13 protein-coding genes are annotated in these 15,739 nt (G+C 49.7%); 12 read left to right on the forward strand and 1 reads right to left on the reverse strand.

Translation table 11 applies throughout. The annotated features are described in order from the left end of the window. Positions 1–61 precede the first annotated feature (61 nt). Positions 62–748: a DNA repair protein RecO gene (gene recO, locus ACYX4J_RS06000; RefSeq protein ID WP_413662742.1), complete on the forward strand. Its 687-nt coding sequence runs from the start codon at positions 62–64 to the stop codon at positions 746–748. After that, positions 745–1,131 (forward strand): holo-ACP synthase, encoded by a 387-nt coding sequence (acpS, locus tag ACYX4J_RS06005; protein ID WP_413662741.1) that lies wholly within the window; start codon positions 745–747, stop codon positions 1,129–1,131. The genes recO and acpS overlap by 4 nt, the downstream gene beginning before the upstream one ends. Here acpS and ACYX4J_RS06010 read toward each other — a convergent pair. After that, the gene (locus ACYX4J_RS06010) at positions 1,128–4,022 is read right to left on the reverse strand and encodes a response regulator (RefSeq protein ID WP_476178083.1); all 2,895 of its coding nucleotides are present in this window, start codon (positions 4,020–4,022) and stop codon (positions 1,128–1,130) included. The genes acpS and ACYX4J_RS06010 overlap by 4 nt on opposite strands. Before the next feature lie 235 nt (positions 4,023–4,257). Between ACYX4J_RS06010 and cysM the strand changes: the two genes are divergently transcribed. From cysM to ACYX4J_RS06060, 10 genes are all read left to right on the forward strand, one after another. Then, positions 4,258–5,154, forward strand: coding sequence for a cysteine synthase CysM (gene cysM, locus ACYX4J_RS06015; RefSeq protein ID WP_445363750.1), 897 nt, complete (start codon positions 4,258–4,260; stop codon positions 5,152–5,154). A 639-nt stretch (positions 5,155–5,793) separates the two neighbouring features. Further along, on the forward strand, positions 5,794–8,040 hold the full coding sequence (gene relA / locus ACYX4J_RS06020) for a GTP diphosphokinase (protein WP_444911202.1): 2,247 nt from the start codon (positions 5,794–5,796) through the stop codon (positions 8,038–8,040). 19 nt (positions 8,041–8,059) lie between these two features. After that, entirely contained in the window at positions 8,060–8,887 is an 828-nt protein-coding gene (mazG, locus tag ACYX4J_RS06025) for a nucleoside triphosphate pyrophosphohydrolase (RefSeq protein WP_476178084.1), read from the forward strand. Positions 8,888–9,063: 176 nt separating this feature from the next. Then, positions 9,064–9,717: an adenylate kinase gene (adk, locus tag ACYX4J_RS06030; protein WP_476178085.1), complete on the forward strand. Its 654-nt coding sequence runs from the start codon at positions 9,064–9,066 to the stop codon at positions 9,715–9,717. Between the two features lie 169 nt (positions 9,718–9,886). Continuing rightward, entirely contained in the window at positions 9,887–10,885 is a 999-nt protein-coding gene (gene hemH, locus ACYX4J_RS06035; protein ID WP_476178086.1) for a ferrochelatase, read from the forward strand. Between the two features lie 266 nt (positions 10,886–11,151). Next, positions 11,152–11,949, forward strand: a complete 798-nt coding sequence (locus ACYX4J_RS06040) for a hypothetical protein (protein WP_413662735.1) — start codon at positions 11,152–11,154, stop codon at positions 11,947–11,949. A 159-nt stretch (positions 11,950–12,108) separates the two neighbouring features. Further along, positions 12,109–12,807 (forward strand): tRNA (adenosine(37)-N6)-threonylcarbamoyltransferase complex dimerization subunit type 1 TsaB, encoded by a 699-nt coding sequence (gene tsaB, locus ACYX4J_RS06045; RefSeq protein WP_445361407.1) that lies wholly within the window; start codon positions 12,109–12,111, stop codon positions 12,805–12,807. Positions 12,808–12,813: 6 nt separating this feature from the next. Beyond that, positions 12,814–13,611, forward strand: coding sequence for an undecaprenyl-diphosphate phosphatase (locus ACYX4J_RS06050; RefSeq protein ID WP_282931976.1), 798 nt, complete (start codon positions 12,814–12,816; stop codon positions 13,609–13,611). A gap of 5 nt (positions 13,612–13,616) precedes the next feature. Next, on the forward strand, positions 13,617–14,498 hold the full coding sequence (locus ACYX4J_RS06055; RefSeq protein WP_444911198.1) for an NAD(P)-dependent oxidoreductase: 882 nt from the start codon (positions 13,617–13,619) through the stop codon (positions 14,496–14,498). Between the two features lie 66 nt (positions 14,499–14,564). Beyond that, positions 14,565–15,695, forward strand: coding sequence for a tRNA-queuosine alpha-mannosyltransferase domain-containing protein (locus ACYX4J_RS06060; protein ID WP_444911197.1), 1,131 nt, complete (start codon positions 14,565–14,567; stop codon positions 15,693–15,695). Positions 15,696–15,739 lie beyond the last annotated feature (44 nt).

Genomic DNA, 15,739 nt, shown 5'->3' on the forward strand with positions numbered 1-15,739 from the left:
AACGCCTCAACCGCCTCAACCCGCATATATCCTCCATTCGCGGCCCTATAAAGACTCCAGTTTGATCCTGGAGCTTTTCACTCCCGATTACGGCCGGTTGGGCTGTGTCGCCCGTGGGGCCCGCCGTGACAAGCAGCGCCGCCAACAAGCATTGCAGCCTTTCACCCCGTTGCTTGTCACATTGATGGGAGCGGGTTCACTTAAAACGCTAGGTCCAGTCGAAAATGTTGGTGTACCACTATGGCTCAAGAGCCGAGCGGTTTATGCGGGCCTTTATGCCAATGAACTGATGGTAAGGCTCCTTCCCGAGGGCGAGGCGCATTACACGCTGTTTGCAGCTTATCAGAGCCTGCTGGAATCTCTGTCTCAGCTGGAGGGACTCTCCAACGCTGAACTGGAAGGTCCGCTTCGTCGCTTTGAGTTACAACTGCTCCTGGAGCTCGGTACCTGCCCGTCCCTCAATATTAGCGGCCCGCAAGGAGACCCTGTAAGTGAAGATGGGGTTTATCGCCTGGATGATGAGTGGGGTTTAATTCCTGTTCACCGCTCCAAAGATGAGAGCCTGGGAGAGTATTTTTTTTCGGGTGCCGAACTATTGGGGATGGACAGCGCTATGAATGGGGGTGGCTGGTCAGGTGAGGCTTTAGCACCTGCAAAGCGTCTTACACGTTTATTGTTGAGGAAAGTATTGGGGGATAAGCCTTTGCAGAGCAGAGAGCTTTTTCGACAGGTTTACGGAAAAAAATGATTGTTAGTATTGGCACCGATATTTGTAACTACGACCGTATTGAGGTGGCGTGGCAGCGCTTTGGTGATCGCTTTGTTGAGCGTGTTCTTAGCAGTGCGGAAAGGAAGGACTTTTATGCTATGGCTGAGCCCATCCGCGCTGCATATCTGTGCAAGCGATTTGCGGCGAAGGAGGCTGTAGCCAAGGCCTTGGGCACTGGGATTGGTGAAGGGGTTTCCTGGCAAGACATCGATGTCCGTCGCCGCAAGGGCGCTGCACCGCAGGTGGTACTGGCGGGCGCAGCTGAGGAGAGGGCCGAAAAACTTGGTGTGGACAGAATCCACCTCAGCCTGTCTGATGAAAAAGACTCGGCCCTGGCATTTGTCGTATTTGAATCCTGCTAGGCAACTACCTCCAGGCCAAAGAGCGCATCCAAGTCTTGTTCAGAAGCCCACTCGCGCAGGGCCCGGATCTCCCTGAGAACAGCATTGAGTTTGCGCTGGTCAAAGGCTTGGGCATCGGAGCCTTGGATAGTGCGCAATGCCTCTTGTAACACGCAAGTTGATTCTCTCAAGCGTGAAACTCCGCAATAGCAGCAGCCACCGTGCATGCGATGAGTGAGTTCGAACATGCCCTTGTAATCCCCAAGGTTGTACAACCTTTCCAGTTCTCTCTCATCTGAACCGAGACCGTCGATCAACATGCGCAGCATGTCCCTGGCCAGCTTGGCATCGCCGTTGGCGAGAGTCAGGCATTCGCCAATGTCTACCAGGCGCATCTCCTCAATCTTCACTTTTTCTGCGGCCTGGGGAGTGATGATCTTAAGCCAGCGCTTGATCATATGGGAGAGCTGGGCCTCGCTAACAGGCTTGCTTAAGTAGTCGTCCAGTCCCGCAGACAGCAGGCGTGCTTTTTCTTCGGCGCCGGCGTGGGCGGTGAGGGCAATGATTGGAGTACGGCGGCCGGTCTCCTGCTCACGAATCAGGCGTGTAGCTTCGATACCATCCATTTCGGGCATTTGAATATCCATAAACACCAAGTCGAAAGCTCCCTGCTGCCAGAGCTGTAGAGCTTCTTCGCCGCTCGCTGCAATAACGACTTCTACATCTTGTGCTCGCAGAAGTTCGCCGACCAGTCGGCGGTTTGCCGCGTGGTCATCCACTGCCAGCACGCGCGGTGGTGCAGGCCACGGTAGCGCCTGTACCCCGCCACTAACCCGCTGTTGTCCCTGCTGTGGTACTGCTCGTTTCAGGGATCGCAGCAAATTGTCTCGGGTGACGGGTTTGCTAAGGAAAGTGAGAGTGCGGGTGCGCAGTTGGTCGTAGCAGCGACGCAATTCAGCGGGTGGGCCCAGTACGATCACGCGGCACTGATAGGTATCAACCAGCGACTGCACTTTGCTACTGAAATTATCAAAATCACCTTTGGCAGTAGCTGTATCGATAATAACAGCATCCGGTAAGGCATCGTGCCGCCACATTTGCTCGATTGCCGGTTGCAGAGTATCGGTATCGCCGAGTTCTATGGACTCCACTTGCCATTGGCTGAGTAGCTGGGCTACCTGGGTCCGTGTAACTGGGTTGGGGTCTGCAAGTAAAATTCGGCAGCCAGGATATTGAATACGCGGATACATGCCTCGATTACGTTCAGCCTGGAGGGAAATTTGCACCCAACAGGTGTTGCCGTCATTGGCTGTTTCTTCAATACCTGTGCAGCCGCTCATTCTCTCAACTAGGCTGCGGGCTATAGACATCCCTAAACCATTTGCGCTGATTTGTTGGGTGAGCTGTGGGGACTTGCTGGTGAGAATGTTCTCAATTTCACGGCGACCAGCCTCGTCAATACGGTTACCCAGGCCGGTAACCGAGATACGGAGTACAAGTTCTGAGTTATTAATGCTATGTACTGACAAGCGCACAGGGATATTGCCATTTGCCGAGCTGCGCACCGCGTTACCCACCAAGTTTGTAAGTATTTGCTTAATTCGCAACGGGTCTCCGATTAAAGTGGGAGGGAGTTGAGAATCGATCAAGGGCACCAGTTCCAGATGGTGCTCATAGGCGTTTGGGGCCAGTATTTGCAGGGTCTCTTCAAGTAGTAAGCCAAGGTCCATAGGGATATGGTCAAGGACCAGATTGCCGGACTCAATGCGGGAAAAGTCCAGGATGTCGTTGATGGTAGTCAACAGGTTTTCCGATGAACGTAAAATGGTTTGCAGGTAATCCTGCTGTAGCTCATCAATTCCAGTTTTTAACAACAGGTTGGTAAAACCGATAATGCCATTTAAAGGTGTGCGAATCTCGTGACTGGTATTGGCGAGAAACGTCGATTTAATCCTGCTTGCTTCCTGCGCCCTTTTACGTGCTAAGTCCAGCTCAATATTTTGTTCTTCCATACTGTCTAGGGATTGGCGCAGGTCATCCATAGACTGGAGTAAGTTGGCTTTGTATTCCTGTTGGTAACTGGACAGGTTTTCAGCCATCTCGTTAATTTGGTTTCCCAGTTGAGCGAGTTCTCGATTCTCCGTTTCATGGGTGCGTCGATCAAATTCACCTCTGCCAATCGCCTCCAGAGTATGCCCCATTCTAATCAGGCTGTGAGCAAAGCGCTCAGACATGATGACCGACCAGGCCAGCGCGGCTAGGGTACAGAGAATCAACCCCACCAAGCCTACGAGTAAAACTTGGTAAGTTCCCACCAGGAAATAGGGGCGATGTAGCTCAATACTTATCCAGCAGGTGGTGATATCGCCTTTCAGTGGCTGTAAAACCTGAAGAGTCTCATCATCTTCAAAAATAAAGGGTTCGCGCTTGTTAAGGGTGTCCCTGCTAATGGGGGTGCGTGGACGCGGGCCGACACTGGCCAGCAAGCTGAGTCCGGTGCTGGGGTTGAGGGTTAGCTTGGGGCTGGGTTCGGTGGAGTAGACATGAACAGATCTGACCATATCTTTTTCCAGCATAAGCGCCAGCAAACTTTTACGCAGCCATTCCATTCTAAGTTCAGCTGGATGGCCCCCGCTCATCTCAATTAGTTCAGCTAGCTGTTCGGCGCTGGCTCGACCGTGGCTTAATAGCAATTGGCGACGATCGTGCATTTGCTGCAGGGTGAAAACGAGAGCGAGGAGCAAGGACAGAATTAGTGCGGGTGCTACAGTAAGGCGAAATACCAGGGTTCGTAAGGATCGAGGTTGCTCTGGTTCCTCGATTGAGAGAATAGGGTTGCCTGGGGCCATGTTAAGAGGGGCCTTGTACGATTGTTTTTCCCTCATTTTACCGTCATGTACATCTGAGCGCACTCATTCACTTATCAGAAAATGCTTCTTTTTTGTCACAATATGCGCGTTTTAGAGGCTCAAAGATTCACTTTGCCAAAATTAGATAGCGCGGCATAGCCATCTGAATAATACCGCTTCAGGTATAACTCCCTTAATAACCTGGGTAGGGAGTAGACCAAAGTAGACGGTATTTAGTGCATAGTACCGCTTGCTGTACACTTGGCTCCCGCGAGATTTTTCTGGAATTTATTGCATTATGGATTATCCAACAATTGCTGACTGCGTAGGCAATACCCCGCTGGTTAAACTACAGCGCCTGCCAGGTGATACCAGTAATACTGTTTTGCTCAAGCTGGAAGGCAATAACCCTGCGGGTTCGGTAAAAGACCGCCCGGCACTTTCAATGATCAACCATGCGGAAGCTGCAGGATATATTTCTCCGGGAGACACCCTGATTGAAGCGACCAGCGGTAATACGGGAATTGCCCTGGCAATGGCTGCAGCGATTAAGGGCTATCAAATGATATTGATTATGCCCGACAGTGCTACCGAGGAGCGCAAGGCTTCAATGACAGCTTATGGCGCTGAGTTGATATTGGTTAGCGCTGAAGAAGGTATGGAGGGTGCGCGGGACTTAGCTTTGCAAATGCAAGAGGATAAAAAAGGATTGGTACTGAACCAGTTTGCCAATAGCGATAATCCCCTGGCTCACTATGAGGGAACCGGTCCGGAGATTTGGCAGCAGACCTCTGGAACGGTGACTCACTTTGTCTCTTCAATGGGTACAACCGGTACCATTATGGGATGCGGGCGTTACTTGAAGGAGCAAAATCCCGATATTCAAATCGTTGGATTGCAGCCAACTGAAGGCTCCAGTATTCCGGGGATTCGCCGTTGGCCGGAGGCATACTTACCTAAGATTTTTGTTCCTGAGCAAGTGGATATGGTCATGGATATGGGCCAGCGAGAAGCTGAGGATATGACTCGCAGGCTGGCGAAAGAAGAGGGTATTTTTTGTGGCGTTTCCTCTGGAGGGGCGGTAGCCGGTGCTTTAAGGCTATCTGCGCAGCTAGAAAATGCGACGATTGTTGCAATTGTCTGTGATCGTGGAGATCGTTATTTATCTTCAGGACTTTTTGCCTCCCCAAAATAGCTCTTACTTTTATTCTCTAATTTATCTTATTTTATTGATCAATGCTGGAAATAAAGTGCTTTAACTCCAGCATTGTGCCTGATATCTACTAGCAAAAACTTTGTGAGATTCGCAGCTTTGTAAAGTGATTCGCCAATCAATTTACAATCATCTCTTTTGCCCCTTTTTTTGGGGGGAGCCTCTAATCCTCTTGCTATATGTGTATTGCCAGTTAAAAAAGCAATAACTAAGCCGGTAAATACAAAAAAACTGATAGTTTGTAAAGTTCGGTAAAGCCTTGTTTTGTGTTCATGTAGAGGTGGAGAAATTCACTTTTAAGTAACAAATGCAACCTGTTCACTTCTCTCGATATTCCCCAATATCACAATTTTAGTTTTCTATAGGCATTGGTTTTGCAGGTTTACTGTTGGTTAAAAGGTCAACAAGCTGGACAAGACTTATACCCTCCCACTCAAATTGGTACGAAAAACTGCTGAATTTCGCGCAGCTTATTGAAATGTATACAGAAAATCATGGACTTTGGTGAGTTCAAACCTATGATAGAGAAGCGCTTAATCCAGCATGAGCACTGAGTAAATGTGCTGCTAAGCCAAGTAACGACAAAATTATGCCAATAACACAAATGACTCTTGTTAAAAGATGGTTCAAGTAAGAAAGCATCATTCCTTTGGTGGAGAAGGTGAACTCGACCTTGAATCCTGGTTGCGCCATGTACAGAAGCTCGCGGGCCTGGATGGTTCTGCGATAGTAACTTTGCGGCGCGCAGCTGAGGTGAGTGCCGAAGCAGAACAGCGCGCAATTGAGGCGGAAAATATCTGGGCTGAGGGCGCTAGCAGTTTTGCCACAGGCCTTGAGATGGCTGAGATTCTCGCCGACTTACAAATAGACTCGGAAGCACTTGTCGCGGCGGTGCTGTACCGTGCCGTACGTGAAAAACGCCTGCCACTGCAAGCTGTGGAAAAAGAATTTGGTGAGCGAGTTGCCAAGTTGATTCGTGGTGTTTTGCGTATGGCTGCGATTCGCAGTCGCAGCGCAGATACCGGAGAAGAAAGCCCGAGTGGTGCGGTAGAGGAACATTCAGAGAATATCCGTCGTATGCTGGTAGCATTGGTCGACGACGTGCGAGTCGCTTTGATCAAACTCGCTGAACGTACCTGTGCCATTCGTGCTGCAAAAAACTCAGAGCCGGCTAAACGCCAGAGAGTTGCTCGTGAAGTGGCCGATGTTTATGCACCCCTTGCCCACCGCCTGGGAATTGGTCATATCAAATGGGAATTAGAAGATCTATCTTTTCGTTATCTTGAGCCGGAAGATTACAAGCAGATTGCTCGCTTGCTGGATGAGAAAAGACTGGCTCGGCAGCAGTATATCGACGAGGTATTGGAGCTATTGCGCTCTGAACTCGAGCGCGCCCATATTGAAGGTGATGTCTACGGGCGAGCAAAGCATATCTATAGTATCTGGCGGAAAATGCGCCGGAAAAATATCGGCTTCTCCCAGGTTTATGATATTCGCGCAGTGCGTATTCTTGTCCCAACAGTAAGGGATTGCTATGCGGTTCTGGGTATAGTGCACAACCTCTGGCGCAACATACCGAATGAATTCGATGATTATATCGCCTCCCCCAAAGAAAACGGTTATCGCTCTCTGCACACGGCTGTAATTGGCCCCGAGCGAAAGGTGCTCGAGGTTCAGATCCGAACTTTTGCTATGCATGAAGAGGCGGAATACGGTGTTTGTGCTCACTGGCGTTACAAGGGCACTGATCTTAAGAGCGAGAGTAAAGATAGCTACGAGCAAAAAATATCCTGGTTGCGTCAGGTGCTCGACTGGCATGAAGAGGTGGGGGGGAACCCACTACAAGATGATTTGCGCTCTAGTGAGGCAGATTCACGTATTTATGTATTTACCCCCGGCGGTCATGTTGTAGACCTGCCTCGGGGTGCAACTCCATTAGATTTTGCCTACAAGATCCATACAGAAATTGGTCACCGTTGTCGCGGGGCTAAAGTAGATGGCCGAATCGTGCCGCTCAACCACCGGTTGGAGACAGCCAATCAGGTTGAAATCCTCACAGGAAAACTCGAAGCGCCGAGTCGCGATTGGCTCTCTTCGGGCATGGCCTATATCACTACCTCCCGTGCCCGAGCCAAGATTATTCACTGGTTTAAGCAGCAGGCTCGGGATCAGAATATCGCCGATGGCCGCAGTATTCTCGACCGGGAATTTAAGCAGCTGGCGCTGAGTGATTTCGATTTCGATAAGTTGGCAGCCAAGCTCAACATGCATTCCCTAGAGGACCTCTATGCGGCAGTGGGTGCCGGTGATATAGGCGTGGGTCAGGTTCTCAACGCAGCCCAGCGAATGGTGAAGGTCGACAATGTGCCTCGGGTACCATCGCTGACGGCTCCAGTTGCCCGGGGAGAAGGCAAGGCAGATGTCTATATCGACGGAGTGGGTAATTTGCTTACCCACATTGCCGGCTGTTGTAACCCCGTTCCAGGCGATGAAATTATGGGGTATATCACCCTTGGGCGCGGGGTTTCTATACATCGTAAAGACTGCGCAAATATGCTGCGTATGCAGGTTGAGGAGTCTGAAAGGGTACTCCAGGTAAGTTGGGCGGAAAAACCCCGTGAACTTTACGCCGTTGAAATTATGATCGAAGCCTACGATCGCCAGGGCCTGTTGCGGGATGTCACGGTGATGCTGGACAGTCAGAAAATTAATATTACCGCTATGCAAACCCGCTCTAATAAGAACAAGCATACGGTAGAAATGATCGTGACTGCTGAGATCCACAACTTTGAAGAGTTGAGCCAGGTTTTACATCGGATCAATCAACTGCCCAATGTGGCAGCGGCAAAGCGGCGAATTCTGCGCTGAACGTTGAGTAAGGAATAACGTGGAAAAGAATTACTCTGTGGAGGACCTCCTCCACTTGATGGCTCAGCTTCGCAGCCCTGAGGGCGGTTGCCCTTGGGACCTGAAACAGGACTTTGCCAGTATTGTCCCCTCTACGATTGAAGAGGCCTATGAGGTAGCAGAGGCTATTGAGCAGGAAGACTTTGAGCACCTGCACGAAGAACTCGGAGATCTGCTCTTCCAAGTCATTTTTTATGCCCAGTTAGGGCGTGAGAAAGACCACTTTGATTTCCCCCAGATTGTTGACACTTTGGTACGCAAACTAGTGCGCAGACATCCCCATGTCTTTCCAAGTGGAACCCTCTACGGCGACCGCTCTGTCGAAGCTCTTGATGAAGCTGAAGTAAAGAGGAATTGGGAGGCGATTAAAGAGGCCGAACGCACTGCCAAAGGGGATGCAGGAACCCTGGCAGGAGTAGCTGTGGGTCTTCCGGCTTTGACGCGTGCGGCCAAATTACAGAAGCGCGCCTCCCGTGTCGGTTTTGACTGGCCCAATATTGATGGTGTCCTCGATAAGATTGAGGAAGAGGTTGCAGAGTTGCGGGAGGCCGTGACAAATGGGGATACGGAGCATGCAAAGGAGGAGCTGGGGGATCTGCTTTTCTCTTGTGTGAATGCATCCCGCCACCTGAAGGTTGATCCTGAGGCAGCTTTGCGGGGGTGTAGCAGGAAATTTGAGCGGCGTTTTGGTTATGTTGAGTCCAGTTTACACAGTGAAGGTCGGCAAGTATCAGAGGCAACGCTGGAGGAACTGGACAGACTTTGGGACAAGGCCAAAGTTCAGCGAGAGCCCGGTGCTGATAGCTAGGGATCTTAACAGGCTTACATAGAGCGGAGCTTTAAGCCCCTTTTAGTACTCTGTGGTTTGTATGGATTGTGGGGGTATCGGTAGCAATCTTGCCCAATCTGAGGTGTGAGTGTAAGGTAGCGCTCTTTTAGCGCGGCGGCTTTTGGTTCGTCGATAGTATTGGAGGCTTACTGAACATGCGAATTATTCTCTTGGGCGCGCCGGGAGCCGGCAAGGGCACTCAGGCTCAATTCATAACAGAGAAGTTCGGCATTCCGCAGATCTCCACCGGCGATATGCTTCGCGCTGCGGTGAAGGCGGGTACCCCTCTTGGCCTACAGGCCAAGGATGTTATGGACGCGGGAAAATTGGTTTCTGACGACCTGATCATTGCGTTAGTTAAAGAGCGCATTGCCCAGGAAGACTGCGCTAAAGGGTTCCTGTTCGATGGTTTCCCTCGCACCATTCCCCAGGCTGAAGCCCTTCTGGAAGCCGATGTACATATCGATCATGTTCTGGAGATCGCTGTTGACGATGAAGAAATCGTAAAGCGTCTCTCGGGCCGCCGGGTTCATGAAAACTCTGGTCGCGTCTATCACATCGTATACAACCCGCCCAAGGCTGAGGGTGTCGATGATGTGACTGGCGAGGCACTGATCCAGCGTACAGATGATACTGAAGAAACTGTTCGCAACCGTTTGGCGGTTTATCACGAGCAGACGGCACCGCTGGTAGGCTTCTATCGCGAGCTGGAAGCACGCTCTCCTGAAGCGGCTCCCAAGTACAGCAAGGTAATGGGTGTTGGCGGTATGGATGAGATTCGCGAGAAAGTGTTGGACGCTCTCAGCTGAGATCATCGCTAACATTTTTTAAAAGCCCCCACTTGGGGGCTTTTTTGTATCTCCAGAAGTGATATAGAGCGAGTTGATCACGGCGGTATTGGCCTGGCAGTATGCGCTCTTCCCTGCCTGATAACTGGCAGGATTTCTTGAAAGGATAAGATTTCTAACGGGGCGGTTTATGTCTACGGCAATAATTTTGATGAATTTAGGTACTCCAGCTGAGCCTACACCTACAGCAGTAAGAAGTTTTTTGCGGGAATTCCTTTCAGATCCGAGGGTTGTCGAGATACCGCGGCCAATCTGGCTGACCATATTGAACTGCTTGGTACTGCCTTTTCGTCCACAACGTATTGCCCCTGCCTATGCGGAAATATGGAATAGCAGTGCAGATGAAACAAAAGTGGAAGGATCGCCGCTTCTCTACTATACGCAGAAGCAAGCAGAGCTGTTGCAGCAGCGTTTAAAAGCAAAAGGTTGCGATGTCGCTGTTGAATATGCCATGACTTATGGTGAGCCCCGCCTCGACAACACCATAGAAACTCTGCGCGAGAAAGGTTTCGAGTCTTTTATAGTGCTTCCCCTATATCCCCAATATTCCGCTACCACAACTGCAGCAATTTATGATCAGGTGGCGCAAATTTTTCGCAATAGTCGCGATATTCCGGATATTTCTCTGATTCGAGATTATTACCAAAATCCGCTCTACATAAAATCCCTGGCCAATTCAGTAAAAGAACACTGGGAAAAAGCAGGGCCAGCGGAAAAATTGTTACTTTCATTTCACGGTATCCCAAAAGCCAATGTTGATAGGGGGGACCCCTATTATCGCCATTGCATGGAAACCGCACGGTTATTAGCGGATGAACTAGAAATCAGTGAGGATAAGTGGCAAGTCACATTTCAATCGCGCTTTGGTAAGGCAGAGTGGCTACAGCCATACACCGATAAGACCCTTATTGAATGGGGTAAAACAGGAGTTAGTAGTGTCGATGTAATTTGCCCGGCTTTTTCTGCGGATTGCCTGGAAACATTGGAAGAAATTTCGGTAGAGAATCGCGCTAATTTTATTGATGCTGGGGGCAGTGACTACCGATATATTCCTGCATTAAATTTGCGTGAGGATCATATAGAGGCGCTTGCGGAAATTGTGCAAACTAAGCTCAATGGGACAAAATAATTTCTACCAAAGTGCTAAAACGGGACCCAAAAGTGAAAATTGATAAGAAAAATATACTTTTTTTATAAAAAGTTTCTCATTTTTCGCTTTTTTACTTGCAATGCCGGGTATTTTTATTAACTTTGATAAAGTTGTATCGAAATAGGCGGTGCGGCGCTCTGCATAAGTAATAAAAACGGCCGATTCCAGTTTTTATTCGATAGCTAAAAGGCAATGCTGCCGGCACACTTTTGGATGTACTTCTTCTTTCAGTGAGGAGACAAGGGATGGCAAGAGTAGTAAAAAAAGGTACACGCGCGAAACGAGCAACTAGTGCGACCGCAGCGTCGCCAGCGGTCGTGAAAGCGCAGAAGGCGGTAGATTCAGCGACTAAATCGCTGGATGCGCAAATGGACCGTGTTGCTAAGGCTAAGGCTCGAGCGCAGAAAAGTAATGCGGCAACAGCGAAAACTTCGCTGGCCAGTGCCAATAGTAAGGCAAAGGATTTGCGCGCCAAGCTGGCAGCGGCAAAGATGGATCTTGCCAAAGCTAAGGCTATGGATGCCGTACATATGGCTGAAGCTGCTGCAAAAGAAAAGGTGGAAAGTCTCTCTAAGAGCCTCTCCAGCAAAGCAGATAAAGAGTTAGCTGCCGCACTCAAGGCATTTGAAACACGCTGGGTAAAAACCAAAGAAAAGGCTCATGCCAAGAAATTGAAGGCTGCTGAGAAGAAGGCTGAAGCTAAGGTTAAAGCAGCTGCAAAGAAAGCTGCCGCTAAAGTTAAAGAGTTAGAGAAGAAGGCTAAAGCCAAATTAAAAGCCGAAACTCAAAAGGCCAAGAAGAAACCTGCAGTCAAGGCCACAGCAGCGAAAAAGCCTGGACGCCCCAAGAAGGCCGCCACAGCGACGGCGAAAAAAGCCGGTCGTCCAAAGAAGGCAGCTTCAGCGGCTAAGCCAGCAAAAAGAGTCGGACGACCCAAGAAAGCGACTGCGACAGCAGCTGCTAAGAAGGCTCCAGCCCGTCGCGGCCGTCCACCGAAGGCTGGTGCTGCCCGTCGAGGCCGGCCACCGAAAAAGGCCGCCTAGGGTCATAAATATGGGCTCAACGATGTGAACTTTGGCAGGCTCCTCATAAACCCCGGTTAGTCCGGGGTTTTTTAGTTGCGGGTTGCGATATTGGGCATGACTCCCCTCCGCTCCCGTGCCACAATTCCCTCCCTTTTTATGACCGGGATTAAGAACGCTGTGAAAATACTTGCCCTGGATACAACTTCGGGCGCCTGTTCTGTTGCTCTCATATCTGATGGCCAGCTAATTGAGCGTTTTGTACAGGCAGAACGCGATCACACCCGTCGCCTTTTGCCAATGCTGGATGACGTTCTCGCAGAAGCCGGCATAAAGCTGGCAGGCCTGGATGCTCTTGCTGTCAGCCGCGGGCCGGGGTCATTTACTGGTCTCCGTATAGCAATTAGTAGCGTGCAGGGGTTGGCTTATGCTGCAGATCTACCGGTGGTTCCGGTTTCCAGCCTCGCAGCCCTAGCACTTGGAGCTCGGCGATCGCACCCGGACTGGGGAAAGTCACCCGTCGTGGCAATGCTGGATGCTCGTATGCAACAAGTATATTGGGGGGTTTATTCCAGTGACTCTCCCTGCGATAGCTTGATCCCGGAGGCGGTACAGAACCCGGAGGAGGTTCTGCTGTCTTTAGAGAAATCGGAGATTTGTACTCCGATCTATGGGGCGGGCCCGGGATTACATTATGAGGCTTTTGAAGGGGCGTCATTGGCTGCCGTTGATCAAGCCAGCCTCATTCACGCTCGGGATATAGCGCAGCTGGCAGTACCACTATGGGAGCAGGGTCATACAGTGACCGCTGAAGAGCTTGAGCCTGTTTATTTGCGCAATGAAGTGACTTGGAAGAAAAGACAAAAAATCCGATCTTAATAACACATGGAAACATTTCAGATTGTAATTTTGGCCCTGATACAGGGGCTGACAGAGTTTCTGCCCATCTCCAGTTCCGCGCACTTGATCTTACCTTCTGAGGTATTGGGTTGGCAGGACCAGGGGCTGGCCTTCGATGTTGCTGTTCATTTTGGCTCTTTACTGGCAGTAGTTTTCTATTTCCGCAAAGATATTTGGGTGCTGATTAGGGATGGTCTAGGAGGGTTTACGGATAAACAATTTACCGATGAGGGGCGGCTGGCCTGGTTAATTGTTCTCGCTACTATACCTGTGGGACTGATAGGCCTGGTATTCAAAGGGTTCATAGAAACTCACCTGCGTTCAGCCGGTGTTATCGCTGCTACGACTATTGGCTTTGGTATTTTACTGTGGTGGGCTGATGCAAAGGGGCGCAGGGTCGAATCTCTAGCCCAGTTAAATTGGAAAAAAGCACTTCTGATTGGCTTATCACAGGTGTTGGCCCTAATCCCTGGCACCTCCCGCTCTGGTATCACAATGACTGCTGGTTTGATGCTTGGCATGAAGAGAGAGGCTGCAGCGCGCTTTTCGTTCCTGATGTCTATTCCTGTTATTGCCCTCAGCGCTATTTTGTTAACGATTGAATTACTTGCACTGGAAAGTGTTCCATGGAATGACTTGCTGCTTGGTACCGTTTTATCTTGTATTAGTGCTTATTTGTGTATTCATTTTTTCCTTCAGTTTATTAGCCGCATTGGGATGGCTCCATTCGCGATTTATCGCTTGGTTCTCGGTGTAATACTTATTTGGATGGTATGGGGGTAGAGGAAATGGCAACAGTTGCATTTATTGGCTTGGGGGTGATGGGATATCCCATGGCGGGGCATCTTTCTAATGCTGGTCACATGGTGCGAATTTACAATCGCACTGTTAGCCGTGCGGATCAATGGCTACAAGAATATGATGGAGAGAGCTTTGCAACGCCCGCTGAAGCCGCAAAGGGCGCGGAGGTTGTTTTTGCCTGTGTAGGCAATGACAACGATCTCCGCCAAGTGGTGACAGGAGAGCAGGGGGCATTCACGAGTATGGATGACGGGGCTTTGTTTGTAGATCATACAACAGCCTCTGCCGATGTTGCTCGGGAATTGGCAGTTGCAGCTGGCGAAAAGGGAATCGGTTTTCTGGATGCCCCTGTCTCTGGAGGCCAGGCCGGCGCTGAGAATGGTGCTTTAACGGTTATGTTTGGGGGAGATAAGGCAGACTTTGATAAAGTGCAACCTCTTATCGACTGTTATGCGCGGGCGAGCAACCTGATGGGGCCAGTAGGTAGCGGCCAGCTGTGTAAAATGGTCAATCAAATTTGTATCGCGGGTGTCGTTCAGGGGCTTGCTGAAGGTTTACATTTTGCCAAGGCAGCTGGCCTCGATGGAGAGCAGGTTGTTGATGTGATATCCAAGGGGGCGGCACAGAGCTGGCAAATGGAAAACCGCTCAAAAACTATGTTAGCTGGCGAGTATGACCACGGTTTTGCTGTGGACTGGATGCGTAAGGATTTGGCTATAGTCCTTCAAGAGGCACAACATAACGGAGCTTTACTGCCCGTAACTGCCCTGGTAGACCAGTTTTATAGTGAGGTACAAGCTATTGGTGGTGCTCGTTGGGATACTTCCAGCTTGTTTGCACGATTAATGAATGTGCGCTCTTTCGATTAACCCCTCCGATCAATAGCTACCGGGGTTAAGTTTGATCCCGGTGCCGCTTCTTCTTGTTACTATTTAATGAAAGTTTTATTACTCTCCGCTTATGATGCGGACAGTCACAAGCGATGGCGTAAAGGGCTGGTAGCGGCATTTTCTGATTGGCAATGGACCGTACTAACCTTACCACCGCGATACTTTAGCTGGCGAATTCGCGGTAATAGCCTTTCCTGGGGCCGTGGGGAAACTGCGCAAATATTGAAGCAGCGTTGGGACCTTATTGTTACAACCTCAATGACCGATCTAAGTGCCTTGTGCGGTTTAGTTCCTGAAATCGTTAGGGTGCCTACAGTTGTATATTTTCATGAGAATCAATTTGCTTACCCAGTGAGCTCTGATGCGTTTCGATCGGTAGAACCCCAGTTGTTGAATATTTACACGGCCTTGTCCGGTGATCTGGTCTTGTTCAACTCTGAATACAACCGCAGTACCTTGTTAGGAGGAGTAAAGAAATTACTCAAGCGCTTTCCTGATTGTGTTCCTCCCGGAATTTGTGAGGAGATTGAAGAAAAGTCGCGAGTTCTTCCTGTGCCAATAGAAGACATCGTTTTTGATAGTGCGAAAACTGAAGAGGCCTTTTCCTGGAGCTCCTGCGCAGAGAGCATTTATGGGGGCGAGATAGGTCAAGATACTTTGATTATCAGTTGGGCGGCCCGTTGGGAATATGACAAAGGCGCGGACCGATTGCTGGATATCCTTCGGGGCTTGAAAGCCAGAAATGTTAAGTTTCTTGTTAATCTAATGGGGCAGTCATTTCGTAATAGCCCTGCTGAGTTTGCTCAAATACAAGAAGAGTTTGCCGACCATTTATTGGTACTCGGGTATCTCGAAAGCGCTAAAGACTATCGTCAAGTACTGCGACATAGCCATATATTCCTTTCTACGGCTTACCATGAATTCCAGGGGCTGGCGGTGATGGAAGCAGCTATTCTCGGTGCGACTCCACTGGTGCCAGATGAACAGTGCTACCCAGAGTTCTATTCCGAGAACTTCTGTTATTCAGACTGTAATGATGCAGTAAAAAAGCTGGAATCAATGTTTTTGTCAATTCTATCGGGTTCAAAATTAAAAAAAGTTGATTTAAGTAATTTCTCAGGGAAAGTGATTTGGGCAGAATATAGGAAGCAGTTCTTAAATCTGGTTCAGAGTTAGGCCGGCTACTATAGAAGGCGGGTTTATAAAGGCTCCCAAAGTTA

The organism is Microbulbifer sp. ABM4_008, from assembly GCF_056311705.1.